Here is a 25040-nt window from a genome sequence, read left to right on the forward strand (position 1 = left end):
TTCTTCTGGTACACGAACCACGGGCTGTCGTTGTAGTTGCCCACGATGTCGTCGGTGTACGCCTGGGCCGGCGTGGCGAGCGCGAGTCCGGCTGCCATCACGCCGACGGCGGCTGTCGCGATCCGGCGCAGCGCATCCTTGTTGCCGATCATTCGATTTCCCCTCTGTTCCCGTTCTGTGCCTGGTTAGACTGCGTCCGGCGCCTTGCCGGGTGCCTTGCCATCCGCCTTGCCGCCGTGGGGGGAGAGGGCGACCTCGATGGAGCTGGACCTCCGCGTGCTCGGACCGCTGAGCGTTCTGGTCGACGGTGCCCCGGTCGAGTTCGGCCGCCGCCGGGAACGGTGTCTCCTCGGCGTACTGCTGATCCAGCCGGGCCAGCCGGTACAGGTGGAGCGGCTGCTGGACTTGTTGTGGGACGGCCGGCCGCCGGCCACTGGGCGGGCCGCCCTGCACACCCACGTCGCACGGCTGCGCGGCCACCTGTGCCGTAGCGGTGTCGGGCCGGAGGTTCTCCGGCTGTGCAACGGTCCTGACGGGTATCTCGTCGAGGTCGACCCGGCGTTGGTCGACGCGCACCGGTTCCGTGAGCTGGTCGTGCGGGCGCAGCGGCACGTCGGCCGGGTTGCCGCCGCTGCTCTGTTGCGCGAGGCACTGGCACTGTGGGGCGGCCCGGTGCTCGCCGGTGACGCACCCGATCGGCTGCGTGACCGGGTCGGCGGCGACCTGGTCGAGCTGCGGCTGTCCGCGGCCGAACTGCTCGTCGACGCCGAGCTGGCGCAGGGCAGGCATCGCGAGCTCATCGGTGAGCTCACCGCGCTGGCCGCCGAACATCCCTACCACGAGCGGTTCGTGGGACAGCTCATGCTCGCGGTCTACCGGGCGGGCCGGCAGACCGAGGCTCTGGAGATCTACGAACGGTTCCGAGTGCGGCTCGCCACCGCGCTGGGCGTCGACCCCGGGCCGGAGCTCAACCGCCTGCACCTGGCCGTGCTGCGTCACGACCAGGACGTGGTCGGTGCGCCCCGTCCGGCGGCCGCTGTTCCGCGGCCTGCCCTGCTGCCGGCTGACGTCGGTGACTTCGTCGGCCGGGAACAGCAGTTGGCCGAGGTGACCGCGGCGCTGACCGACGGCGGCCGGGCCGTCCGGCTGGCCGTGATCACCGGGCAGGGTGGCATCGGCAAGACCACCCTCGCGGTGCGGGCAGGACGCGTTCTGCGGGAGATGTTTCCTGACGGGCAGCTCTACGCCAGTCTGCGCGGCGCGCAGGCGACGCCCACCGGTCCGGCGGATGTCCTCGGCCGGTTCCTGCGCAGGCTGGGCGTCGAGGGCGGTGCGGTACCGGACAGCCTGGATGAGCGGATGGACCTCTATCGCAGCCTCCTCGACGAGCGGCGAGTGCTGATCCTGCTCGACGACGCGAGGGACGCGGCGCAGGTGCGGCCGCTGCTCCCGCCGTCCGCGTCCTGTGCCGTGCTGGTCACCAGCCGACAGCGACTGTCCGAAGTGGATGGTGCAGTGGTGGTGGCGCTCAACTGTTTCTCGACGGTGGAGGCGACCCGGCTGCTGCGCGCGCTGTGCGGTGCCGACCGGGTGGACGCACAGCCGGAGGACACCGCCGCGATCGTCCGGCTCTGCGGACATCTCCCGCTGGCCATCCGCATCGCCGGTGTCCGGCTGGCGGCTCGCCCGCACTGGCAGCCGGCCATGCTCGCGGCTCGGCTCTCCGACGCGCGCCGCCGCCTGGACGAACTCGCCACCGGTGATCTGGCGGTCGCCGCTTCGTTCGCGATCAGCTACCGGTTGCTCGAAGCGGACGCCCGCCGCGCGCTGCGGCTGCTGGCACTGCTGGAGACGGACGACTTCGCTGCCTGGACGGCCGCCGCGCTGCTGGACACCGGTGTTCGGCACGCGGAAGACCTGGTGGAGATCCTCGTTGACGCGCATCTGGTGGAGACCGCCGGCGTCGACCCGACCGGCCGGCTGCGCTACCGGTTGCACGACCTGGTCCGTCTCTTCGCCAGAGTCCGCGGCGAGGACGAGGACGCCGCGGCCGACCGGAGTGCGGCCCTTGGCCGGGTGATGGGCTGCTGGCTCGATCTGACCGAGCAGGCCGCCGCCACGTTGCCGTACCGGCTGCTCGCTCCGATCCGGGGTGAGACGCCCCGTCACCGACTGGCTGACGTGGACCCGGTGGAGCTGCCAGGTGAGGCGTTCGGCTGGCTCTCAGCCGAGCACAGCGCGCTCCTCGCCGCGATCCGTCAAGCGTGCGCGCTCGGGCTGGACGAAGTGGCGTGGGAGCTGACCGCCGCCGTCCGGGACCTGTTCGAACAGCGTGACCACATCGTCGATCTGACGGAGACGCACACCCTCGCGCTCGCCGCCTGCGAGCGCGCCGGAAACCGGCGCGGCGAGGCGGTGATGCTCTACGGCCGCGCCTGCTGGGCCACCCGCACCCCGGAGCTGGACCTCGGCGACGTCCTCGACCTGATCGAGGGTGCCCGTCTGCGCTTCAGCGAGCTGGGCGAGGTGCACGGCGAGGTGGACTCGCTGGTGCTCGCCGGTGCCGTGCTCCGCATGCACGGTGATCACACTCGCTCCGGACAGGTGCTGACCCGTGCCGCCCGGCGGGCACAGTCCGCGGGCAACGAGACCGCCGAGGCAGCCGCCTGGCGTTCGCTGGGCGTGCTGCACTGGGAACGCAGGCGCATCGCCGACGCGCGTCGCTGCTTCACCCACGCGCTGGTGCTGGCCGGACGCGCCGGCCTGCCCGATGTCGAGGCGTTCGCGTTGCGCGGCCTCGGTGTGCTGCACCGCGAACGGGGGGAGTGGGAACGGGCTCTGGACTTCTTCAGCCGTGCTCTGGAGTGTCAGGAGCGGCTCGGCGGGCACCGCGGTATCGCGGACGCCCTTCTCGATCTCGGTCAGCTCCACACCACGTGCCGGGACCCGCGGGCCAGAGAGACGCTGGAGCGCGCGTCGGAGCTGCACCAGCGGATCGGCGACGTGCACGGATCGGCGGTGGCGCTGCGCGCGCTGGGCGAGCTGAGCCAGGCCGAGGGGAACCTCGCGGATGCCGCCGAGTTCCTGACCCGGTCGCTGGCGCTGTGGCGGGAACTGCAGCAGCCGTACGGTACTGCGCTCGCCCTGCGGGCCCTGGGCGCGCTGCACCGTGCCGCCGGTGATCTCACCAGCGCCCAGGACTGCTGGCGCGAGGCGGTGGCCACGTTCACCGTGATCGGCAGCCGCCAGGAAGCGGCCGACGTCGGCCGAGACCTGGCCGTGCTGGACGCCGACCCGCGGAACACGCCGCACCTCCTGGACCGCTGAGCGTGGTGTGGCCGGCGATGCAGGCGGCAGCCGGCGCCACTGGCAGGTGCCCCGGGTTCGGCCGGTTGGCCGACCGCGGGAGCGACACGGGACCCCTGGTTGTTGTGCCGGTGAGGCGGTGGGTTTACCGTCACCGAAACGGAACTATCACGTCTAGTAAGTGTCGGGAGAAGTGGATGAGACGTTGGTGGAGACCAATGCTCACCGCGGCGGCACTCGTTGCGGCGGGCGCACTGGTGTACCGGTCGCTGCCGAAGATGTCCGACCTGGTGCCGGTCGTCCGGACGGCCGACGTCGGCTGGCTGGTGGTGGCGCTGGTGGCCGAACTGGTCTCGATGAGGATGTTCGCCCGCCAGCAGTGGTGGCTCCTGCGGGGTTTCGGCGTGTCGCTGATGATCTGGCGATCGATCGCTGTGACGTACGGGCGTTCGGCCATCGCCATCAGCATGCCCGCGGGGTCGGCGGTCTCGGCCGGGTTCGCCTTCAAGGCGTTCCGCAAGGCGGGGGCGAGCAGAGAGGTCGCGGCGACTGTGCTCCTGCTGTCCGGGGTGTTGTCGACGGCGGGGCTGGCATTGCTGTGCCTGTTCGGATTCCTCGTCCTGCTGGCGGAGCACCCGCAGGACACCTGGCGGACGCACCCGGTCGCCTCGGTGGCCGCGGTGACGATCATGGTCGTCCTGCTGGCGTTCGCGGTCTGGGAGGCGATCTGTCGCCGCGGGCCTGACTCACCCGGCGTCCCCGGATCCGAGGACGACTGGACGTCGAGCGGCTGGCGGGCGAGCGCGCGGCACGCGGTGACGGCGATGGTGACCTTGCCGACGCGCTACCGGCGCGGCGCTCTCGTCTTCGCGATGGTCAACTGGCTGGCCGACCTGTGCTGCCTGGCCGCTGTCGCGCAGGCGTTCCACCTGCCGCTGACCTTCTTCGAGGTGGGCACGGCATACGTGGTCGTCCAACTGGTGCGCCAGGTGCCGCTGACGCCCGGTGGGATGGGCGTGATCGAGGCGAGCCTGCTCGCCGGGCTGATCGCGGCGGGCGCGCACGAGGCGCCCGCCGCGGCCGTCGTCCTCGGCTACCGGCTGTTCTCCTGCTGGCTGATCATCCCGGCGGGGCTGTTCGCCCTCGCCCTGCTGCGCGTTCGGTCCGCTCGGCATGCGCCGGTCGGTTGAGGTGCACGTGTTTCCGGCGACGGGGCAACCGGCGCCTCCAGCAACGCCAGCATCTCCGGCAGGTCGAAGAACCGCGCCACGTCCAACGCCGACCGAGCCCCGAGCGCAGGATCCGCACCCGCGGCCAGCAGCAACCGCACGGACCGCTCGGAACGGCGGAACACCGCCGCCCCGAGCGCCGTCTGCCTGCGGTCGTTGACCCGCCCGGTGTCCGCGCCGCGCTCCAGCAACGCGGCGACGGTGTCCGGGCGGTCGTGGTATGCCGCGAGGATCAGCAACGTGTCGCCCGCGCTGTTCGTGAGGTTCACCGGGACGCCCGCGTCGACCGCCTCGGCGAGCCGCTCACCATCACCGGCGCGGGCCAGGTCGAACATCCCGCGCAGGAACGTCAGCTCCTCCTCGGTGAGCGCGCTGGTCATGCGATCGTCGCCGGGAAGCGCTCCCACACCCGGTGGGCGCCGAGCAGGGTCATGAGCTCGGTGAACACCTTCATCGCGTCGTCCCCGGTCACGATCCCCGCAGCGGCGGCGACACCGGCGGTCTCCACCGCCAGCAGGCCGTCGCCCCACGCACCGATCGCCTTCGCGTGGCGGTAGCACTCCTCGACCATCAGCAGAACGCGCGGGTCGACCGCCTCGCCCGGTGCGCCCGCCTTCGCGTCCCTCGCCGGCGTCGCGTCCGGGCCGGGCGGTGGGGAGCCCGCCAGCAGCAGGGCGTCGAACTCGATCGAGCGCGCTGTCAGGAACGTGCGCTGGGCGACGAGACCGGAGTCGCCGATCGGGCCACCGGTCGGGGCGATCAGCAACGGCACCATGCCACCGGCGATGACGGCCTCCCGCACGGTCCGCACACCGTCCAGCGAGGCCGGGTCCACCACGATGCCGATCAGCCGGCCGTCGGTCGGCCAGGTCTGCCCGACCTGGGACAGCGCCGGGCTGGGCATCACCTTCTTCGGGCGCACGGTCGAGGTGGGCGCGGGCAGGCCGAGGCCGCGGGCGACCTCCGCGCACAGCACCGGGTCGACGTTGGCCAGCACCCGCAGCTGCCGTTCCTTGATGGCCTGCTCGTAGCACTTGCCGAGCTCGAAGGTGAACGCGCGCACCAGGTGTTCCTTCTCGACCGGCGAGAGGCTCAGCCAGAACAGCCGCGGCTGCGTGTAGTGGTCGGCGAACGACGCGGGCGACTGCCGCACCTTCACCGACTTCGCCACCGGCTGCGCCACCTCGACGAACGGCCGGTCCTGAGCCTTCGCCACGAACGGGTTGCCGCCGTCCAGCGTGTTCGGCCGGTACGGCGCGACGCCCGCGTGCACCGCGTGCTGGTGGTACCCGTCGCGGAACATGTCGTTGACCGGCACGTGCGGGCGGTTGATCGGGATCTGGTTGAAGTTCGGCCCGGCGAGTCTGGTCAGCTGGGTGTCCAGGTAGGAGAACAGCCGGGACTGGAACAGCGGGTCGTCGGTGACGTCGATGCCGGGCACCAGGTTGCCGAGGTGGAACGCCACCTGCTCGGTCTCGGCGAAGAAGTTCGTGGTGTTGCGGTTCAGCGTCAGCATCCCGACCGGCTGCACCGGCGCGAGCTCCTCCGGCACGATCTTCGTCGGGTCGAGCAGGTCGATGCCCTCGAACGTCTGCCGCGGCGCGTCGGGGAAGATCTGCAGGCCGAGCTCCCACTGCGGGTAGGCGCCGGACTCGATGGCGTCGGCGAGGTCGCGGCGGTGGAAGTCCGGGTCGAAGCCGTTGATCATCTGCGCCTCCTCCCACACCAGGGAGTGCACGCCGAGCTTGGGCTTCCAGTGGAACTTCGCGAGCGCGGTCTCGCCGTCCGCGTTGACCAGCCGGAAGGTGTGGACGCCGAAGCCCTCCATCGTCCGGTAGGAGCGCGGGATGCCGCGGTCGGACATGTTCCACATGACGTGGTGGGTGGCTTCGGTGTGTGTGGAGACGAAGTCCCAGAACGTGTCATGCGCGCTCTGCGCCTGCGGGATCTCCCGGTCCGGGTGCGGCTTGCCGGCGTGGATGATGTCCGGGAACTTGATGCCGTCCTGGATGAAGAAGACGGGGATGTTGTTGCCGACGAGGTCGAAGTTGCCTTCCTGCGTGTAGAACTTCGTCGCGAACCCGCGGGTGTCGCGCACGGTGTCGGCCGAGCCGCGCGAGCCCAGCACGGTCGAGAACCGCACGAACACCGGCGTCTCGACGCCGTCGCCGAGGAAAGCGGCCTTGCAGACGTTCGCCGCCGTGCCGTAGCCAACGAACACGCCGTGAGCGCCGTAGCCGCGCGCGTGCACCACGCGCTCCGGGATGCGCTCGTGGTCGAAGTGCATGATCTTCTCGCGCAGGTGGTGGTCCTGCAGCAACGTCGGCCCGCGCTCCCCGGCCTTCAGCGAGTGGTCGGTGTCGTACAGCCGGGCTCCGGCCGAGGTGGTGAGGAACTCGCCCTGCTGGGCGTTGGTGGTCTGCGGCGCACCAGTCGGCGCGCCCGAGGGCGACACCGTCTCCGGGCCGGTCTGGTCGGGCTTGGGAGGCAACGGGCCGCGCGGCTCGGTCGGCTCCTCGAGCGACGGCGACTCGCTGTTCGGGGCGCCCGGGACAGGCGGGTTCACCATCTCGGTGACCTTGTCGACCGCCTTCTCGAGTGCCGCCTTCACGAGCTTGCCGGGCTTGCGGTTGGCCACTGCATCCTCCTCGGAGCGACGACGTCAGTGAGGCAGTACCCCGCGGGTTCGTCATCCATGCGCCCCGAACCTCGAGGGACGAACCAGTGCGTTGCGTTGCGGCAGCTGGTGTGCCGGCGACGGAACGGCTCGAAGAGCGCGGGGATTTCCTCCTGTGGCACAACGGGACCGGTGTTGGTCACCTCCAGTTCGACCGTGCTGCCGTCGCGGGTGCGGCTGGTGATCGTGGCGTGGCCGCCGGGTCCGGTGTTGTGCCGGACGCCGTTCTCCACGAGGTTGTGCACGAGTCGCTTGAGCAGCCAGGCGTCGCCGGAGGTGACCGCGTTGTCGGCGTGCTCATCGAGGGTGATCCCGGCTTTCGTTGCCTCAGGCGTGCGGCTCCCGAGTAGGTCGTGCGTTCGAGGCACCCGGCGATCATCAGCGTCGAGGAATTCACGCAGGCTCAGTTGATCCGGCAGGCGACGGCCGCTGGTGGCCTCGCGACGGCGCGGAAGACCGAACGCACTGGGCGCCCGACCAAGCGGCCGTACGTGTTCCGCGGTCGGCTGCGTCAAGTCGAGTGAGGTCGATGTGGCGGTGACGGTCCCGGTGTGACCGCTCAGGGGCGGGTTTTCTTGTGAGCGCCGGCCTGTTGCTCCCGCCGGTCGATCCTCTCGCTGATCTTCGCGGCGGCGGTGCGCAGGCTGTGCAGCTCGGCTGGCTCGAGAACGTCGAAGAGGAGGTCGCGTACCCGGGCCACGTGTCCTGGAGCGGCTTCTGCGAGATGCGCGTGGCCGGCTTCGGTCAGGATCGCGTGGGTGTAGCGGCCGTTGGTGGGATCGGGTTCGCGGCGGACGAGCCCTCGGCGTTCCAGCCTGCTGATCATGTGGGAGAGACGCGACTGCTCGGAGTTGGCGAGGACGGCCAGATCGCTCATGCGCATGCGGTGTCCGGGCTGGTCGGACAGTCCCGCGAGGACGTAGTACTCGACGTAACTGAGGTGCGCGTCCTGCTGGAGCTGCGCGTCCAGAGCGGTGGGGAGCCGGTGCAGCATCAGGCCGAATTGCTGCCACGTCTCCTGCTCGGCCGGGGTCAGCCAGCGGGGCTGATCGTCGGGGCGGGGAAGCTGTTCCGGCATGTCGGAAGTCTATCTGGCGTGAACGTTCACGAGTCACGCGTCACACTTGAACATTCATGAGTCGCTGCCTACAGTCTGACATGAACGTTCATGTGAAGCGGTCGTCCTGCATCGGCGGCCCATCAGGGAGTAGAAGATCCATGAGTGACCTGAAGATCGCCGTCATCCTCGGCAGCACGCGGCCCGGCCGCAACGGCAAGGCTGTCGCGGACTGGGTGGTGGACCGCTCCAGCGTCCGCGGCGGCGTCGAGTACGAGTTGGTCGACCTCGCGGACCACCCGCTGCCTCACCTGGACGAGGCCGTTCCGCCGGCCTTGGGCCAATACCAGGGCGAGCACACCAAGGCGTGGGCGACCAAGATCGCCGAGTTCGACGGGTACATCTTCGTGACCCCCGAGTACAACCATTCCACCTCCGGCGTGCTGAAGAACGCGATCGACTACCTGTACGGCGAGTGGAACGACAAGGCCGCCGCCTTCGTCTCCTACGGTTCTCTCGGCGGTGCCCGGGCCATCGAGCACCTGCGGGGTGTGGCCAGCGAACTGCGGTTGGCCCACGTGCGTCAGCAGCTGTCCTTCTCGCTGCTCACCGACTTCGAGAACTTCTCCGTGTTCAAGCCGGGCGAGCAGCACGAGGCTGCCGCGACCATCCTGTTCGACCAGCTGGAGTCCTGGACTCGCGCCCTGAAGACCGTCCGAGTCTGACGGCCCTCGACCGTCGCAGTGGGGCGCGTGGGCTTGCCTCGCCGCAGCGCCGCGCCCCGTACCCGTCGCACATCCGCCGTTCACATGAGCGGCTGCCCTCATACCGCTCGTCGAACCGTGTCTCGAGCCGTGAAGGAGTCCCACCATGTCATCTCCCCACCACCAGACCCCCGTTGGCGTGGGCATCATCGGTCTTTCCGCAAGGCGCGGTTGGGCTTCCCAGGCCCACCTGCCGGCGCTGCGACTGCTGGACGGCTTCGAGGTGCGCGCACTTTCCGCGAGCAGCGCCGAGTCCGCGCGGCGAGCCGCGGAGAAGTACGGAGTCGCGCGGTCCTTCGGGACGGCCGGCGAACTGACGGAGGCTGATGAGGTCGACCTGGTGGTGGTCACCGTGAAGGTGCCGGATCATCGGGAGATCATTCAATCCGCCCTGGCCGCAGGGAAGATGGTGTTCTCGGAGTGGCCCCTGGGCAACGGCCTCGCCGAGGCCGAGGAGTTGGCTGCCAGCGCTGCCGAGCGCGGGCTGCGCACCTTCACCGGACTGCAGGCGCGGTCCGCCCCGGTAGTGCGCTACCTGCGCGATCTGGTCGCCGACGGCTACGTCGGCGAGGTGCTCTCGACGAGCCTCGTGGCCTCGGGCGGAGGCTGGGGAGCGGATTTCCCTGAAAACGGCGCCTACCTGCTGGATCGCGCCAACGGCGCAACGATGCTGACCATCCCGTTCGGGCACACCATGGACGGCCTGGCCATGGTGCTCGGCGATGTCGAGAAGGTCACCGCTGTCACCGCCACCCGCCACCGAGAAGTCGAGGACCCGCAGTCCGGACGGGTCTACCGGCCCAACGTCGCCGATCAGGTGGTGTTCGGCGGCGTGCTCTCCTCCGGCGCCGTGGCCTCTGTCCACTACCGCGGGGGCTTTTCCCGCGGCACCAACTTCCACTGGGAGATCAACGGGACGGACGGGGACCTGGTTGTCACCGGCGACACCGGACACCTTCAGCTGGGCGAGTTCAGCATCGATGGGGCGCACGGATCCGACACCAAGCTCAGCCCGCTCCCGGTACCCGAGCGGTACTTCGCCCCCGCGCTCCAGGAACTGCGCGGCACCCCGGCGTACAACGTCGGCGCCGCCTACGCGCAGATCCGGCACGACCTGGCGCAGGACCGCGCCGAGGTGCCCGACTTCGCCCACGGAGCCCGACACCACCGACTGCTCGACCGGATCGAGCGCGCGGCGGAGCACGCCTGACTCTCGACAAGGCCGCTTCGCCACTGAGGGGTGCCCCTATGAGTTTCGTCAGCGAACAGTGCCTCAAGCTCTGGAGGAGTCCCACCATGTCATCGCCCATGCCTGACGTGATCGGCCGGCTGGAACGAGTCGAGACCGAGCTCGCACTGCGCCGCGCCGCGCACCGATACTGCGTCGCGGGCGACCTGCGCGATCTCGAACTTTGGCGCGGTGTGTGGACGCCGGACGCTGTGTGGGAACTCAGCCCCGAAATGGTGTACACCGGTCTCGAGTCGATCTGCGCCACCGTCGAGCGGCAGTGGCAGATGTTCCCGGCCATGTCGCACGGAACGGTCAATCTCGACGTCGACGTGGAGGCCGCTACCGGCCGTAGCGACGTCATCGTCCACATCCAACTCCAGGACACCACCTGGGTCACCGGCGGAGCCACCTACCTCGACGAGTACCGCCGCCACAACGGCGTCTGGCGCATTGCACGGCGGACAGTGACCCGGACGTTCAATGTCGGGCCGATCCCAGACTGGGGGCCGCCAGGGGAGCGGTAGCCAGCCACGGGCCTGTGCGACGGTCACGACGGCTGCTCAGTCGTTGACGTCGAGGTTGTTGCACACGTGCAGCACGTTGCTTTCACGGTGGCATCGCCAACGTTCAGCTCCCGGCTGATGGCGATGCTCGAAAACGTCAACCGTCAAGCAATTCCGCGACCGTCGGCCAGATGGATCACCTGGAACGCGGGCGCGTTCACGTTGTGCTCGCCGTGTGCCGCGATGTGCACGTATCGGCTGCGGCGCAACGCTTCCAGCACGCGGTCGGGTGTCGCAGCGGCGTTCAGCACTGGTGAGGTCGTCCAGCGAGTCGAAGCGTTCGAACGCCGCGAGGCGGACGTTGGCGACCTGGGTGTGGAACGACGACCAGTTCGGACTGCCTTCGGCGAGCCCCGCCAGCGCACGGTCGGCGAGCGTCACCGACTCACGCAGGTCAGCGTCGTCGCCGGTCAGTTCGAAGGCCAACCGCAACGCGCGGGAGAGCATCGACACGGCGAGGGGAGCCGACTCGCCAGTGGCCGGCTCCACGGCGTCCTCGCGAACACGAGCGCTCGCCGCAACGCCTCGGCGTCACCGGTGCGTTCGAACACGAGCCGGTCGGTCTGCGACGCCTTGATCCGCTGCGCCGCGCGGGCGTCGTGCCAGAAACCCATGTGTCAGCGGCCTTTCCTGGCCACGGTGGTGATCGTCGCACCCTCGTCGGCGGTCAGCGGACCCGACGAGTCCTCCGCCGCGGCACCGAGCGCGGTGGCGAGCAGCCGGCCGTGCAGGTCGAGAGCGGACTCCGTCAACGCGGTGAGATCGCCCGCCGCGTCCCGCGCACGGACCCGGCCCGCCGCGCCGACGACCAGCCCGGCCACGGCGGCGGGCCACCAGAACACGCCGAGCAGCAGCAACGGCCAGGCCCAGCTGGCGACCGCGACCGAGGCCGCGAACGACGCGTGCGCCGCCGTGATCTCCGCGCGGGTCGTCTCGGGCAGCACGAGCCACAGCCGGGGCCACACGAACGTCAGGTCGAGGCCATATCGGTGCCACGCCACGGATTCCACCGCGTGCACCCGGTCGCCCATCCACGTCGGCCTGCCGGGACGCGCCATCGCGATCGCGTTCATCTTCGCCGCGGCCTCGTCGATCTCCTCCTGCCGCTCGGGTGCGCGCTGACCGGCCGGGTGCGCCCGCACCAGGTCAGCCCGTCGTTCGAGCAGCCTGTCCCAGCGGTCGCGGCGGCGCCAGGTGCGCCACCGGGCGAGCGACCGCAACGGCCACGGCCACGTGCCCAGGAAGAACCGCCGGGTCACCCCTGCCATCGCCTGCACCACCAGGCCGGTCGCGCTCGCACCGAGCAGGAGCCCGACGATCACCGCCGCCTGTGCGCCGCCGGGGAGCTTCGCGATCCTCTCGACCGTCTTCGTGACGTAGTTCGACGTCATGGTCCAGTCGAGCGCGTGGCCGTGCCCCAGGTGCAGGCCGACCACCGCACTCACCACGAACAGGGCTCCCGGCACGACGAGCAACGCGACCCAGCGTTCCGCGAGTTTCTTGGCCAGCTCCTGGAAGAACCCGTTCACGGCGGCTACCGCCGCTTCATCGGCCGGTCGAGCACCAGGCACCTCGGCACCGGACCGGCGGGCACCGCCTGACTCCTGCGGTCGCACGCGCCGTCGGGGCAGCCGAACCACTCCTCGTCGGCGTGCCCGGCACCGGCGCCGGGAAGTCCCGCGCTCAGACCGCGTGCCGCGGCGGGCGTGCCGAGCAGTTCGGCCAGGAGGCTGAGGAGCGGCTCACGGGCGCGTGCCGCCTCCTCGATGCGCGCGAGGAGGTGCCGGACGCGCTCCGGCTGCCTGCCGGACTCCTCCCGCAACCCGGCCAGCTCCGTGCACAGTCCCGCCAGCGCCATCTTCTCGGCCTGCTCCACCTGGACTCCGTTCGACGACGCGGTTGTCACGTGATGATCGCCGTAACCGGCCCGGTCGTAACCGGCTGCGGGTAACGGCACGTTCACGGAGATCGATTCTCGCGTGTCGGGCGTCGTCGAGCGGAGCGAAATGGATTTCTGGCAGGACGTTCTGGACCTGCGCGGTCGAATCGAACGTTCCCGCAGCTCAGGCGCGGCCCAGGAGGTGTACGGCGACGACGTGCGCGCGCTGGCCGACAGGGTCGCCGGGGGAGCGGACACCGCCGCCCCGGATCACCGTGCCACAGCGCGATATCTGCTCGGATGGGTGAACTTCCTGTGGTTCGCCAACCGGCCGCACGAGCTCGCCGACCCCGTCCACCTCGCGCGGTCGATCGTGTACTTCACCGGCCTTTCGTGCACGGAATCCATGCTGCCGCTCGACCTTCTGCCCGTTCTGCCGGGATTCCGGCCGGAACCGGCCATGCAGCTGGGCTGTGTCCAGTCGTTCCTGCGGCGAGCCGAGGAGGGCGGCGACCCCGCCCTGTTCGAGGCCGTGATCGTGCTGTGCCGGTCGGTCGTCGAGTCGGACGCGCCCCACCCGGCCCGGCTGGACGCGATGGCCTTTCTCGGACTGGCCCACCGAAGGCGGTACCAGCACGCGGAAGCGCCGGACCAGGATGATCTGCGGATCGCGCTGGAAGCGGCGCACCAGGTCGTTGCCGCCCGCGATCCGCGCGATCCCGACCGGGCCGTCGACCTCGCCAACGTGGCGGTCGCGAGCCGGATGCGGTTCGAGCTGGCAGGGGACGAGACCGACCTGTGGCTGGCCGTCGAGACCGGCGAGGCCGCCACGGAGACCGACCACCCGTTGCGGGACCTGATGTTCCCCGACCTGGCGCTGACGTATTGGTTGGCCTATCGGCACACGGGACACCGGGATGTGCTGGACATGTCGATCACCGCCGCCGAACGTGCGCTGGCCGCACTGGCCGGTGACCGAGGCGTGCACCTCGACATGGGAGTCCACCTCGTCTTCGCGTACAGGGCCCGCTTCGAGGCCACCTCCGACCGCGACGACCTGGTGAGGAGCATCGAGATGGGGTGCGGGATCGCCGCCACGTCACCGGAACCGGCCCTGCTGGACTCGATCGGCCGCAGTTGCCGGGAACTCGCCGGCACGCGGGACCTGCGGCAGGAGGCCGAACTGGCGGAACGGGTCCTCGCGTTCCTTCCCGCCGGCCACGAGTCGCGAGCCCCGCTGACGCACAGGATCCACCTCACGGCCCTCACCGAGGCCGGTTCGTCCGCCGGGCTCGCGCTGGACCTGACCATCACCTGGGGTGAGCGTGCACTCGCGTCGTTGCCGCACGACTCGATGCTGCTGGAACCGCTGCACGGGTCGCTGAGCCGCGCCTACCGAACCAGGTTCCTCGCGAGCGCCGAACAGTCCGATTTGGACGGTGAAATCGCGCACGGGCGAGAAGCGCTGGCGCTGGCACCGCCCGGATCCGCCGAGGACGTGGACGATCTGATCCGGGCGTACCGCTTGCGGTTCGAACTGCGGGGCGACCCCGCCGACCTCGACCGGTCGATCGACGCCGGGCACGTGGCCTCGGACTCCCACCCGCCGCACGTGCTGGCGGAACTCGCCACGAGCCATCGCATCCGCTTTCTGCACAGGGGACTCGCGAGCGATCTCGAGGCCGCCCTGAGGTTCAGCGCACGCTCCTTCACCACCGGACCTGCTGATCAACCAGGACGCGGCCTCCTGCTGCTGAACGCCGCCACCGTCGAGCACACCGCCTGGCAGCACGACATGGTGCCGGCGCGCCTGGAGCGGGTCGCCGAACTGGGCGGGCAGGTACTCGCCGAGCACGCTGCGGATCTGGACGATCGCGCACGGGCGGCGGCCATGCACACCTTGGCCGCCGTCCTGCACGCCCGTGCCTCCATCACGCGTTGGATCGCACCGGAGGACGCCGGACGAGACCTAGTGCGGGCGACGGCCCTGTGCGAGCAGGCCGCGAGCCTGGTGGCTCGCGACGATCACATGTGGTACCGGACCGTCTCCCTGCACAGCGGTGTCTGGGAAGCGCGCTTCGACCTCGGCGGCGTGCCGGAGGACCTGCGCAGGGCGGTCGCGCTGGCGGAGTCGGCACTCTCGGCCTGCTCGCCGTCCGGGTCCGACTGGGCGCAGGCCGTGTCGAACGTCGCGTACGTGCACCTGGCCCTCTCCGTCATCGCGATCGAGGACTGCACCCCGGAGGTGCTCTCCGCCCTCGTCGGGCACTGGTCAGCGCTGGACCGGGGCCAGCTCCGCGAACGCGTGCACGCGGGGTTCGCGATCGGGGCACTCGCCCACGCGCTCGGCGACCACGACACCGCCGTGTCCGTGCTGGACGAGACCGTCGCGCTGCTGCCCGTCGTCGCACCGGCCCTCAACCGCTGGCACGACAACGAGTTCCGGCTCCGCGAGTTCGGCGGCCTCGCGCCGGAGGCGGTCTGCGCACACCTCGCCACCGGCGATGTGGCAGGAGCGGTGGAGATCGCCGAGGCGAGCCGCGGCGTGCTGCTGCGGTCGGCGCTCACCGCCACCGCCGACCTTGCGCCGAGGCCGTCGTTCGCGGAAGTGCGGTCCGTGGTCGCGGGTGGCGCGGGAGTCCTGCTGAACGTGGGCCGCCGACGAGCCGACGCCGTGATCGTGACCGCCGAAGCCGAACCGGTCGTCGTGACACTGCCCGAGTTGGGGAGCGACGAGGTCGACTCCAGGGTCCTGGCGTTACTGGAGAGCATCGACGACACAAGGCCACTGGCCGGTGTCCTGCACCGCCGCCGCGTGCTGCGGGAAACCCTCGACTGGCTGTGGACGACCGCGGTCGAACCGGTTCTCGCCGCGCTCACGCCACCGGCCGGTCAGGAGAAGCTCCGCGTGTGGTGGGTTCCGACCGGCCTGCTGAGCCTGTTCCCGCTCCACGCCACCTGTCTCGACCAGGTGGTTTCTTCCTACGCCCCAACGTTTCGGACGCTCACCCACCTCCGTGGCCGCCCTGTCGCCCCGGCACGGCACCAGCTCACCGTCGCCCTGCCGAACGCGCCGGGAGCGCCCGCACTGCCCGGCGCCGTCACGGAAGCCGAGCGGGTCGGCGGGCGGATGCTGATCGACGCCGAAGCCACCGGCGACACCGTGCGCGCCGCGATCGCCGACGCGACGTGGGCGCATTTCGCCTGCCACGCCGTGTCGAACCTCCTCGCCCCGTCGACCGGTGGGCTGCACCTGCACGACGGTGTCCTCACCGCAGCCGAGATCGCCGGTCTTCGCCCGCGGCACGCCGAACTCGCCTACCTGTCCGCGTGCTCGACGGCGGGACAGGGACTGGTGGTGAACGAGGCGATCAGCCTCGCCTCGGTGTTCCACCTCGCGGGCTTCCGGCATGTCGTCGCGAACCTCTGGCCGGTCGAGGACGCGATCGCGGCGGAAACGGCCCAGGCGTTCTACGACCGGTTGCCGGAGGGGCCTGTCGCCGACGACGCGGCGCTGACCCTGCACGAGGTCACCCGAGCGTTGCGAGAGAAGTACCCGGACCGCCCGGACCACTGGGCCGGTCTGGTCCACAGTGGACTTTAGCGCTGTGGCTTCTCGTTGCGCAGCAGGGTGCGGCGGCCTGAATGGGTGGCGTCGGTCGTCAGTGCTCGATGAGCATCCAGAGCTCGCCTCGTCCGTGGCGTCCTGTGCGCGTTCGCGCTCCGCTCTGGCCGTCGACGGCGGATTCCGGTGCCAGCGGCAATCGGCACCCCTCACCAGCGGTTCCGAGTCTTTGGCATCGCCTGGCCCAGGGGTACCGACCCCCGCGGCCTCCAACCCCAACGACGGCGAACCGACCGCACGTTTTCTGGAACGAGGCCCAACATCAGCAGTTCGCTGTGGATCGCGACCCCGCCGAATTCCCGTTCATCCGCCAGGACGGCAAGCCAGACCGACTCAACCCGCGCTGGGTTGAATGGCTGATGGGACTGCAAGAAGGCTGGGCGACCGGCGTTCCCGGCATCTCCCGTCGCATGGCCATGAAGATGCTCGGAAACGGCGTCGTCCCACCTCAAGGTGTGGCAGCGCTGCGTTTGCTACTGCTGGTGATTGTGTGCCTCGCCAGCGAGCAGGCCGCCAGGAGGAAAGGGGCGGGGTCGCCGTTGTGGGATGGGTGGGTGCGTCGTGTCCCCAAACTCCAGCATGGCCTGCCCAAGGGTGATCACGCATGCCAGGACACCGCAAGCGTGCGCTCGCCCGGCGCACCTCCTGCGGGGCCATGGGGAGGGCACCGTTTTCTCCGAACATGGCCCAAGATGACCGCTCTGACAGAATGCGCAGTTCGTCACATCGGCGAGTCTGGTCCTTTGTGGAAGATAAGGCCGGGATTGCGTGACCGAACGTCGGAGCCGCACCGGACGGGTAGTCGGTGGTTTGCTCCGATCAGCGCAGTGGCCAGCGGAAACTCACGTGACAGACTTCGGGTGTGCCGGACGTGTCAAGGTCCATCAAGCAGATGGCGTCGTTGGCGCGGGAGCTCAACGAGCGTGGCGTGGTGTGTCCGTCGGGTGCGGACCCTGAGCGGAATGCGCATAGGTCGGGGGAGCGGTGGATTGTCCGGACGGTGGCGATGATCCTTGAGAATCCGCGCTACACCGGTAGGCAGGTGTGGAACCGAAGCAGTACAACGGGTCACGGGCCGGGCGGCCGTGGTTCAGGTGTACTGAGGTGAATCCGGTCAGTGAATGGGAGGTCTCCGAACAGATCGCGCACGAACCTCTCGTGGATGACGAGACGTTCGTCGCTGTTCAGGGGATGCGGGTGGCGAAGCTTGCTAAGGACGGCGAGGCACGGCGTTACCTGTTGGCGGGGCTCGTCGTGTGTGGGCTGTGTGGCCGTCGGATGGACGGGCACTGGGTTCATGGGCGAGCTGGCTATCGGTGTCGGCATGGCTTCACCAGCGTCAAGCGACGTTCCGACGGCGAACCGCGGAACATCTACGTCCGAGAAGACCACCTTCTCGAGGCACTGCCACACCTGCTCGGGCGGGCCGCGGGACCTGCGGAGGTAGGTGTGGGCGAAGACCTGGTCGATCAAGTCCGCGAGCAACACCTGCAGATCCACTACAGCGATCAGCCTCTTGAAATTCAATCCGCACCACTAACGCTTAAAGCTGTGGAAACTGCCCGTCGCCCAGTTCAGCCGACGCTCGCGCTGGATTGGTCTGACGACGTGAAAATAGCCGAAATATGAATTACCCCACGGGATTCTGATAATCCTGTGGGGTAAGAGAATGTCCGAGACGAAGTCGCACACTATTCACCCATGTAGCGCTTCCTGGCTCTGAGTAGGCCCACCTGGCCCGTTTGACACAGGAGGCCCGTCCCGCGGTGGTGACACGGGACGGGCCTCTCCTGCTAGATCTCAGCGCGTCACCAGCAGGAGTCTTACCGCAGGACGCGGGACAGGCCGCGCTGCAGCCGTCCCGTCGGCGGCGCTACGACCCGTGACGGCAGCTGTCGCTGGCACACCTGGTGGGACGGGGCGACTAGTTCGTGTCGTCGGTCGGTCTCGGCGTGACAGTCATCGTACGTTCTCTAAAGATAACGCGGACTACGGAGCGCGCAATGCAGCAGATCAGCTGAAGGCTCTGACCCCTTGCCGGCTGGTCCGCGAAATCTCGGTGTGAAGTGCTCGGTCGCCTGTTTAACCGCCGGGCCTGCCCGCGTCGATCGCTTCGGGATCGCCGAGCAACTCAGAGACAGGTCGCTTGTCAGCGGTGATGTGGAGCCTTGATGCGGTTGAGTACGTCGAGGTCCATCCGGGTCTCGGGGTGATCCGGCCCGAAGTGGGCGAGATCGAACTCGTATGCTTCGGTAGCAGCAGCAATGGCGCGAGCTCGCGCACCGGTCGCCAACAACACGTGCGCCAGATGAACGAGAACGGCCGAGATCATGTGGTTCGCCGGTGATGGCTGCGAGCGGAAGAAGTCGGCGCAGTAGGTGAGATCGCGCAGCGCTGCGGCGTAGCGGTGTTGGTGGAGGCGCAAGCGCCCCCTGACCGCGAGGACGTTGGCGTAGTTCGGGCTACCTGCTCCGAAGGTGTTTTCAGCCGTCGCCGCTGCTTCGTCAAGAAGCTCTTGTGCTAGTTGAAGCTTGTTCGCCCTGATCGCGGCATCTGCGGTGGAGTGCAGAGACTCGACGAACCACCGGTCTGGCCGTCTGCCGTTCGACTGCTCTGCTCGGCGTATGTCGAGAAGCGCGACCTCGTGGCGCAGCCACGCGTCGGAGTCGTCAACGGTCCTTGCGAGGAGAGCTGCCATCTGGAGCGATGTTTGATGGACCGGCGCTGGAAGTCGCTGGGAAGCCAGCTGTTCGAGAACCCAATCGCTGCACGCTTGAGCCTCACCGATCTCATTGATCGACAGGAAGATCCGGGTGCAGGTGTTGGCAAGGCTGACCCGGATGTCGATCCGGTGTGGGCGGCGGCGTTCACGGTCGATGATGTCGAGTACATGCCTCGAGACGTCGTGCTCGCCCACCACGGAGGCGATCTCACCCAGGAATCGGATCGAGGTGACGTAGTGGAAGAGGTCACCAGCTTTGGCGCTGATCGCAAGACATTCGCGGGACCAGGCGAGGGCTTTTGAAGCGTCGCCGTGTCGGAACGAGAGGAGTGCGAGTGCGAGCCGCGCACGCACCTGGGGCACCGCGACAGCATTCCTCGGCGGATTGGGGCCCGCGAAGATCGACAGGACGTGCTGGGCGAACTGGGCGCCGTTCGAGGATTCCTCTGCTCCGCCGAGGACGGCGAGCCGCCGCGCCAGGTGGACACATGACTCGATCACTGCGGTCCCGTGGTAGTCGTGGCGAATCGCCGTCGTCGTGAGTTCGATCAGATGGCTGAGGCAGACGTCGGCATCCCGCTGGTCATCGATCTCGGTGTGTACATCTCCGATGTGCTCAGCGAACAGGCCGAACCCGATCTGGAGCCATGGAAGCGGGTCGCCAGCGCGAGCGCGGGCCACCAGCCCGACCAGAGGGTGGATCAGATACCCCTCACCGCTGGCTTTGATCAGTGACAGCTGCAGCAGCGCTGTGATGGCGCGGTCCCGGATGAGAGGTGTCTGGATGGCTCGCGCCTTGGACCACGTGGCCGGCCGATGTTCTCCGATGACCTTTCTCAGCCGATACAGCCACCGGGCTCGGGGTCCATAGGCGCGGACGTAGCCCAGCGCGAACTCGCGTTCCAGGAAGGAGGCCGGCAACGGTTCGGAGCCGAGATGAGCGAGAAGCATCAGCACATCTCTTGCAGCGGGCTCGGTTGTCGTAGCCAGTTCGATGTTCATCTCGATGGAGCGAATCGTCGTGCGGCGGTGCCCGCTGGCCTCACCGAGTCCGAGAGCGCCGGTTGGTTCCTTCGCGAGACGTTCGAGGAACCTGCCAACGGATTGCTTTAGCACCCTGCAGTGGTGGGCTGCCTGGGTGAGTGCGAGCGGATGGTGATGCAGCGTGGCGGCGAGGAGCGCCCGATCGTCGTCCGGGCTGTCCGGCAAAACGATCTCCAAGTACTCGCCGCTCTCGTCGGCGGTCCAGTCGTCGAGTTCGATGTGCGTGTAGCCGTGGTCCAGGTATCGGACGGTGCTGGTGATCAGAATCCTGCATCCGGTGCTTCTCGGCACGATTCCACGGAGTGTGTCGGTGCTCGTGACACCATCGAAGATCAACAATGTGTTTGGTGAGACAGGAAGCTGCGGAGTGACAGGACCCGCGGCTGACATCACACCGTCGTGCAGCGACGTGCCTTGTGGAGGAACACCGGCGAGGCGGCGAAGCTCCTCCAGCAAGGACGTTCGGCCCGACGCGTCGACGAAGACCGGAGTGATCGAGTCAGGAACTTCAGCTCCAAGTTGAGTGGCCACGCTCGTCTTGCCACTACCGGTCATGCCGTGGAGCACCACGGGCGCGGCGTCGCCAGGTTCCCCTAGCCTCAGCAAGCTCCGCAGGTGCTGCAGAACCTGCGTTCGCCCGACGAAGAGCGGGTCCGGTGTCCATCGCGAAGGCTCGCTGGTGGTGCATTGCTGGCCGCTTGGGTGATGGTGAAAGTGGAGGCCGCCAAACACCCTCCCGATCTGCCACGCGGTGCCGGACACCGGGCCGGAGATCGTGTTGTTGGTCGGGGCTGGATCATCATCGGGCGGCGTGTTCGGCACCTACTCAGCTTGCCAGCATGGCGGGCGCTTGAGGGTTCGTTTGCTCTGCGCGTCTACTGCAACGTGTCAGGGCCGTGGAATCACCAGATGTTGCCGAGCGTGCAGCGTTCGTGGTGGATAACCTGACTCAGCTGGGTGGTGTGGGGATGATCGAATGCAGGTGGGGCGAGCATGGATGTTGCGCGCGATGTTGAGGTGGCATCGGGTCTGCTGCACGAGTAGGTGACAGTTGTAGTCACGCAGCCTGCCTCGCTGGCGTGGCCATGATTACTTCGTCTTCGACAGGGGTCAACCTGCCCAGGGCGGCCTGGCGTCCGCGCCGTTGACAGGTGCGTTCGATCCAGGTGGCGATCGCGATCCGGAGTTCCTCGCGGGTGGGCCAGGTGGGCCAGGTGGGCCGGAACCCGAGCCCTGCCTCGAGCGCATCTACCGCCGTAAGGTCGGCCCGAGTGTTGGCGAAGAACTTGGCCAATGCTTCCGGCTGCGGATCCCGCGCCGGTTCGTCCCGATCCACCGTGACCTCGGCGAATAGCGTCCGGCAGCGGCTCGGCAGGCAGCAGCTGAAGCTCCACGGCCGGTCGTATGCCCTCTACGGTGAGCACGCACACCTCGTGAGGACTCGCATGCTTAGTTGAGCGCGCCTCAATCAAATTGCTCGGCTTCACACGGGTTGTAGCGTGGGTGAGGGGGTGGCGATGAGCGAAAACTCCGTATTCGGATCCGTTGACGGCAACGTGGTGCAGGCGGCGTCGATCGGTTCAGTGCACATCAATTCCGCACCATCTAGAAACCCGGTGCCCCAGCAGCTACCGCCTGCGCCGAGGGTGTTTGTGAGTCGCGTCAACGAGTTGACCGAACTCAACCGCTGGCGAGAAGACCGCCAGCTGCTCGTGGTCGTGAGCGGCCCCGGCGGCGTCGGCAAGACTTCGTTGGCCCTGCGCTGGCTGCGTGACACGCGCGAACAGTTCCCTGACGGCCAGCTCTACGCCGATCTCGGCGCCCACGCTGAAGCCGCGCAACCGGACGAGGTTCTGGAGTGGTTCCTCGGTGCGCTCGGCGTCGAGGTCGTGCCACCAAGCCTGCCGCAACGCCAGGCCCTCTTCCGCTCTCTGACCGCCGACGGCTCGTTCTCGATCCTGCTCGACAATGCCGAGAGCGCCGCTCAAGTCCGTCCCCTGCTACCAGCCTCACCGAGCTGCGTCGTGGTGGTGACGAGTCGCTGGCGCCTGAGTTCGCTCGGCATCGACGGCGCACGCTTCATCGAGGTCGACCCGTTGGACGTACAAGCGTCGGTCGAACTGCTTGAAAAGGTGGTGGGCAAGCGCCGGTTGTCCGTCGAGGCCGAGGCTGCCCTCGAACTTGCCCTACTGTGCGGTGGCATGCCCATCGCACTCGGTGTGATCGGTGCCCGCCTGTCCCGCCGCCCGCGCCGCACCCTGGCAAGAGAGGCCGACGAGCTGAGAACCGAGAACCGCCGACTGTCCAACCTGGACCTCGACGGTTCCGTCTCGGTCAGTGCAGCCTTCGATCTGTCCTATGTGGACCTCCCGTCGTCTCAGGCTCGTATCTATCGCCTGACCTCCTGGCATCCGGGACCGAGCTTCGGAGTCGATGTGGCCGCGGCGATGCTGGCCGCTGACGTCGGTGAGGTGGAGGACGATCTCGACGAGCTGGTGGAGAGGAACCTTCTGAGCGAGTTGGAGGACGACCGGTTCCGGTTCCACGACCTGCTGCGGGTGCACGCCCGCGGGCACACGGGCACCGAGGTGGAAGAGGCGGTGCGGCGGGCGGCGGAGTTCTACCTAAACCGGGCCGTGGAAGCAGGCGCCGCCGCGATTCCCACCAGGCGTTGGGTGGGGGCACGGTTCAAGTCGTTAGACTCCAATGCTTTCAGCTCGCGCAGTGCAGCGCTCGACTGGCTCGACCACGAGCGAGACAACCTCGTACAGACGCTGCGCATCGCGCACGACCGCGGCTGGCCCGACCTGGTCTGGCAGCTCGCCGAGGCGATGTCCGCGCTGTTCCAGCGGCGCCACCACTACTCGGACTGGCTGTTCACCCACCAGCTCGCGGTCCTATCGGCGCAGGACTGCGGGGAACGCGAGGCGGAAGCACGGCTTCGTAACCAATTGGCCGTCGCGTTGCGCAACCTAGGCCGCCTCGACGAGGTCGTCGAGCAAGTGCGGCTGGTGTTGGAGCTCGCCGGCGACCACGACCTCGGCAACCGTGCGAAAGCGTTGATGCAGCTCGGGCACGTTCACCGATTGCGGGGCGAGTTCGACCCGGCGCTGCGCTACTTCCTCGAGAGCGTCGATGTGGAGGTACGCCATGGATGGGCGCGAGGCATCGGCCTCTCCCGCCGCCGCGTCGGGGAGGTGCTCATCGAGATGGGCAGGCTCGAAGAGGCAGTTGCCGAGCTCAGGGAGGCAGAGACGTCGCTCGACGACGCTGTGGACAAGGCACGGGCCCGGATGTTCCAGGCCCGCGCGCAGCTGCACCTCGACCGCTTCACGGACGCTTTGTCGTTGGCGCACGGCGTGCTTGAGGTGGTCCGGGACGCTGGCTCACCGCTACACGTCGCCGATGCGTTCGAGCTGTTGGGAGAGATTGCCGAGCGGCAGGGTGACTTGCCGCTTGCTCGTGACCATTACCGTGCCGCTCTCGGGTGCTATGGCGAGTCATTCGACCCGAGCGGGGAGCGAACCAGGGACCGGCTCCGCGCGCTTGATCGGTGACGTTCGATCAGCGGTCGTCGGAGAGCGGCTTCGGCCACGGAACCCGTGCGATCGAGCAGACCTGTTCAGGCTCGGGCATGCCGAGCAGGCGGTACATCGTCCTGCGCAGGATGATGCCAGCCCGGTCGAGGCGAGAGCTGATCAGGCCGGCAAACCCCGGCGCAGTCACGGCCTCGTCCAGTTCACCCGCATATATCGGCACGACCTCGCCCAACGCGTGCGCGAGGCTGCCCTTCCTGACCTCGGGGAGGGTGGCGAGTAGCATGCGCCTGCTGATCGCGGCGGCGTACTGGGTCGTCGAGCCGTGGTCGCCGACGACGACGTCACTCGCGATCATCGTCGCCTGCCAGCCTGCTTCGGGCGGAACGACGATTACGTCGCAGTTGGCTAGCCAGGACCGCACCTGCCAGGCGCCGTGCACAGTCCAGATGTACGGATGCAGCACCACTGCCACCTTGGCAATCCTGGGCAGTTCCCGGTAAAGCGCAGGACATTTGGCGAACGTCGACTCTGTCGTCCAGGTCGAGCTGATCGTCACGAGCGTCTCGTCGGGACGCACGCCCAGCGTCCGACGATACTGGTCGCGGAACGGCAGGCTCGCGCGCATCCGGTCAAGGCAGATGTCGCCGGCGACGACAGCGGTATCCACCGCTTCGGGACAGGATTCGGTGAGCACCGACAACTCGTCTTGGTGGGATAAGGCGATCGCCGCCGCGTGCACCTTGCCATCGCGCATCAGCAGCTGCCGATCGAGACCGTGCACCGGTTCCGCTGTGTGCCGGACCCGTATCCGCGACTTCAGCGCGCTCGCGCCATGGGGCAGCACGAGCACAGGTCCTGGAGCTCGGTCAATGAACCGATAGCTCGCCGCGAGGACGAGGTCAAACTCGTGTTGCAACGCCTGTTCCCAGGGGATCGTGAGCCCGCCGATCGTCTTGATGAACACCTCCGTGTGGTTGCACAGTTCCGGCTGGGTGAAGAAGGTCTGCACCCGGTAGTCGGCGTTGAGCAGCGGCAGCAGATCGAGCAGCCGCGTGCCAGCGACTATGCTTGGCACGATCACCAGTACTCTGCGACATCCCGGCACCGTCACCCGATGCGCCCCTCCCGCGCCGAGCGGCGTCGTGGACCAGTTCATTCCGGCCTCCCTCCGGTCAAAGTGATGCCATGACCATGGTGGAAGGGAAGCTTGTTGAGTTGCCAGTGATCCACGCCGAAGGGTTCGGGCTGTCGAGTCGACTCCCTTGATCCGGCTCTCCCGGAAGGCGTCCACGAACAGCAGGTGGCCCTTGTGCACCACGTCCGGGCGCCAGTCGCCGAGGTCGAGGCCCGCGCGCGTCATGGCGTGCCCCATCGCGAGGGTCCACGCCAGGAGGTCCTTCTCGA

The 25040-nt window shown here is 68.5% G+C and carries 18 protein-coding genes and 1 pseudogene; 9 read left to right on the plus strand and 10 right to left on the minus strand.

Annotation, left to right across the window (positions count from 1 at the left end):
• The first annotated feature begins 258 nt into the window (after positions 1 to 258).
• Both ABZX92_RS35045 and ABZX92_RS35050 read left to right on the plus strand, forming a co-directional pair.
• Positions 259 to 3327, plus strand: a complete 3069-nt coding sequence (locus ABZX92_RS35045) for a BTAD domain-containing putative transcriptional regulator (protein WP_355569153.1) — start codon at positions 259 to 261, stop codon at positions 3325 to 3327.
• 197 nt (positions 3328 to 3524) lie between these two features.
• Positions 3525 to 4496 (plus strand): lysylphosphatidylglycerol synthase transmembrane domain-containing protein, encoded by a 972-nt coding sequence (locus ABZX92_RS35050; protein ID WP_355569156.1) that lies wholly within the window; start codon positions 3525 to 3527, stop codon positions 4494 to 4496.
• Here ABZX92_RS35050 and ABZX92_RS35055 read toward each other — a convergent pair.
• Genes ABZX92_RS35055 through ABZX92_RS35070 form a run of 4 tightly spaced genes read right to left on the minus strand, consistent with a single transcriptional unit; the run spans position 4400 to position 8290 of the window.
• Entirely contained in the window at positions 4400 to 4915 is a 516-nt protein-coding gene (locus tag ABZX92_RS35055) for an ankyrin repeat domain-containing protein (protein ID WP_355569159.1), read from the minus strand. The genes ABZX92_RS35050 and ABZX92_RS35055 overlap by 97 nt on opposite strands.
• Positions 4912 to 7173, minus strand: coding sequence for a catalase (locus tag ABZX92_RS35060; RefSeq protein WP_355569162.1), 2262 nt, complete (start codon positions 7171 to 7173; stop codon positions 4912 to 4914). Before ABZX92_RS35060 ends, ABZX92_RS35055 begins: the two co-directional genes overlap by 4 nt.
• Positions 7143 to 7727, minus strand: coding sequence for an ATP-binding protein (locus tag ABZX92_RS35065; RefSeq protein WP_355569165.1), 585 nt, complete (start codon positions 7725 to 7727; stop codon positions 7143 to 7145). Before ABZX92_RS35065 ends, ABZX92_RS35060 begins: the two co-directional genes overlap by 31 nt.
• 44 nt (positions 7728 to 7771) lie before the next feature.
• Positions 7772 to 8290: a MarR family transcriptional regulator gene (locus ABZX92_RS35070; RefSeq protein WP_355569168.1), complete on the minus strand. Its 519-nt coding sequence runs from the start codon at positions 8288 to 8290 to the stop codon at positions 7772 to 7774.
• 140 nt (positions 8291 to 8430) lie between these two features.
• Here ABZX92_RS35070 and ABZX92_RS35075 point away from each other — a divergent pair, with 140 nt between their 5' ends.
• The 3 genes from ABZX92_RS35075 to ABZX92_RS35085 all read left to right on the plus strand — a co-directional run bounded on the left by ABZX92_RS35075 (position 8431) and on the right by ABZX92_RS35085 (position 10788).
• Positions 8431 to 8994, plus strand: a complete 564-nt coding sequence (locus ABZX92_RS35075) for an NAD(P)H-dependent oxidoreductase (RefSeq protein WP_355569171.1) — start codon at positions 8431 to 8433, stop codon at positions 8992 to 8994.
• A 178-nt stretch (positions 8995 to 9172) separates the two neighbouring features.
• Positions 9173 to 10243, plus strand: coding sequence for a Gfo/Idh/MocA family oxidoreductase (locus ABZX92_RS35080; protein ID WP_355569174.1), 1071 nt, complete (start codon positions 9173 to 9175; stop codon positions 10241 to 10243).
• A gap of 38 nt (positions 10244 to 10281) precedes the next feature.
• Positions 10282 to 10788: a nuclear transport factor 2 family protein gene (locus tag ABZX92_RS35085; RefSeq protein WP_355569177.1), complete on the plus strand. Its 507-nt coding sequence runs from the start codon at positions 10282 to 10284 to the stop codon at positions 10786 to 10788.
• Positions 10789 to 10824: 36 nt separating this feature from the next.
• Here the strand turns inward: ABZX92_RS35085 and ABZX92_RS35090 are convergent, their stop codons facing one another.
• The 3 genes from ABZX92_RS35090 to ABZX92_RS35100 form a co-directional block, all read right to left on the minus strand.
• Positions 10825 to 11280, minus strand: a complete 456-nt coding sequence (locus tag ABZX92_RS35090) for a hypothetical protein (protein WP_355569180.1) — start codon at positions 11278 to 11280, stop codon at positions 10825 to 10827.
• Positions 11281 to 11444: 164 nt separating this feature from the next.
• Complete coding sequence (locus tag ABZX92_RS35095) at positions 11445 to 12356, minus strand: hypothetical protein (protein ID WP_355569183.1); 912 nt, start codon at positions 12354 to 12356, stop codon at positions 11445 to 11447.
• Positions 12357 to 12361: 5 nt separating this feature from the next.
• Positions 12362 to 12790, minus strand: a complete 429-nt coding sequence (locus ABZX92_RS35100) for a hypothetical protein (protein WP_355569186.1) — start codon at positions 12788 to 12790, stop codon at positions 12362 to 12364.
• A gap of 43 nt (positions 12791 to 12833) precedes the next feature.
• Between ABZX92_RS35100 and ABZX92_RS35105 the strand changes: the two genes are divergently transcribed.
• The 3 genes from ABZX92_RS35105 (at position 12834) to ABZX92_RS35115 (ending at position 17960) form a co-directional block, all read left to right on the plus strand.
• On the plus strand, positions 12834 to 16310 hold the full coding sequence (locus ABZX92_RS35105) for a CHAT domain-containing protein (RefSeq protein WP_355569189.1): 3477 nt from the start codon (positions 12834 to 12836) through the stop codon (positions 16308 to 16310).
• 913 nt (positions 16311 to 17223) lie between these two features.
• Positions 17224 to 17439: a recombinase family protein gene (locus ABZX92_RS35110; protein ID WP_355569204.1), complete on the plus strand. Its 216-nt coding sequence runs from the start codon at positions 17224 to 17226 to the stop codon at positions 17437 to 17439.
• Positions 17436 to 17960: a recombinase zinc beta ribbon domain-containing protein gene (locus tag ABZX92_RS35115; protein WP_355569192.1), complete on the plus strand. Its 525-nt coding sequence runs from the start codon at positions 17436 to 17438 to the stop codon at positions 17958 to 17960. The genes ABZX92_RS35110 and ABZX92_RS35115 overlap by 4 nt, the downstream gene beginning before the upstream one ends.
• A gap of 520 nt (positions 17961 to 18480) precedes the next feature.
• Here the strand turns inward: ABZX92_RS35115 and ABZX92_RS35120 are convergent.
• Both ABZX92_RS35120 and ABZX92_RS35125 read right to left on the minus strand, forming a co-directional pair.
• Positions 18481 to 20919, minus strand: a complete 2439-nt coding sequence (locus ABZX92_RS35120; protein WP_355569195.1) for a tetratricopeptide repeat protein — start codon at positions 20917 to 20919, stop codon at positions 18481 to 18483.
• A 235-nt stretch (positions 20920 to 21154) separates the two neighbouring features.
• A pseudogene (locus tag ABZX92_RS35125) lies at positions 21155 to 21301 on the minus strand (IS3 family transposase); the annotation flags it as partial.
• Between the two features lie 313 nt (positions 21302 to 21614).
• Here ABZX92_RS35125 and ABZX92_RS35130 point away from each other — a divergent pair.
• Positions 21615 to 23654, plus strand: coding sequence for a tetratricopeptide repeat protein (locus tag ABZX92_RS35130; RefSeq protein WP_355569198.1), 2040 nt, complete (start codon positions 21615 to 21617; stop codon positions 23652 to 23654).
• A gap of 7 nt (positions 23655 to 23661) precedes the next feature.
• On the opposite strand, the gene ABZX92_RS35135 is transcribed toward ABZX92_RS35130, so the two are convergent.
• The coding region (locus ABZX92_RS35135) for a hypothetical protein (RefSeq protein WP_355569201.1) at positions 23662 to 25040 on the minus strand (1379 nt) is incomplete at its 5' end.

Origin of the sequence: Lentzea sp. NPDC006480, assembly GCF_040611995.1 — a bacterium.
Lineage (GTDB): Bacteria > Actinomycetota > Actinomycetes > Mycobacteriales > Pseudonocardiaceae > Lentzea.

Coding starts and splice junctions, on each gene's coding strand:
- ABZX92_RS35055 (WP_355569159.1), bottom strand. CDS start 4,915: ATGACCAGCGCGCTCACCGAGGAGGAGCTGACGTTCCTGCGCGGGATG.
- ABZX92_RS35045 (WP_355569153.1), top strand. CDS start 259: ATGGAGCTGGACCTCCGCGTGCTCGGACCGCTGAGCGTTCTGGTCGAC.
- ABZX92_RS35070 (WP_355569168.1), bottom strand. CDS start 8,290: ATGCCGGAACAGCTTCCCCGCCCCGACGATCAGCCCCGCTGGCTGACC.
- ABZX92_RS35105 (WP_355569189.1), top strand. CDS start 12,834: ATGGATTTCTGGCAGGACGTTCTGGACCTGCGCGGTCGAATCGAACGT.
- ABZX92_RS35110 (WP_355569204.1), top strand. CDS start 17,224: ATGGCGTCGTTGGCGCGGGAGCTCAACGAGCGTGGCGTGGTGTGTCCG.
- ABZX92_RS35075 (WP_355569171.1), top strand. CDS start 8,431: ATGAGTGACCTGAAGATCGCCGTCATCCTCGGCAGCACGCGGCCCGGC.
- ABZX92_RS35130 (WP_355569198.1), top strand. CDS start 21,615: ATGAGCGAAAACTCCGTATTCGGATCCGTTGACGGCAACGTGGTGCAG.
- ABZX92_RS35085 (WP_355569177.1), top strand. CDS start 10,282: ATGAGTTTCGTCAGCGAACAGTGCCTCAAGCTCTGGAGGAGTCCCACC.
- ABZX92_RS35050 (WP_355569156.1), top strand. CDS start 3,525: ATGCTCACCGCGGCGGCACTCGTTGCGGCGGGCGCACTGGTGTACCGG.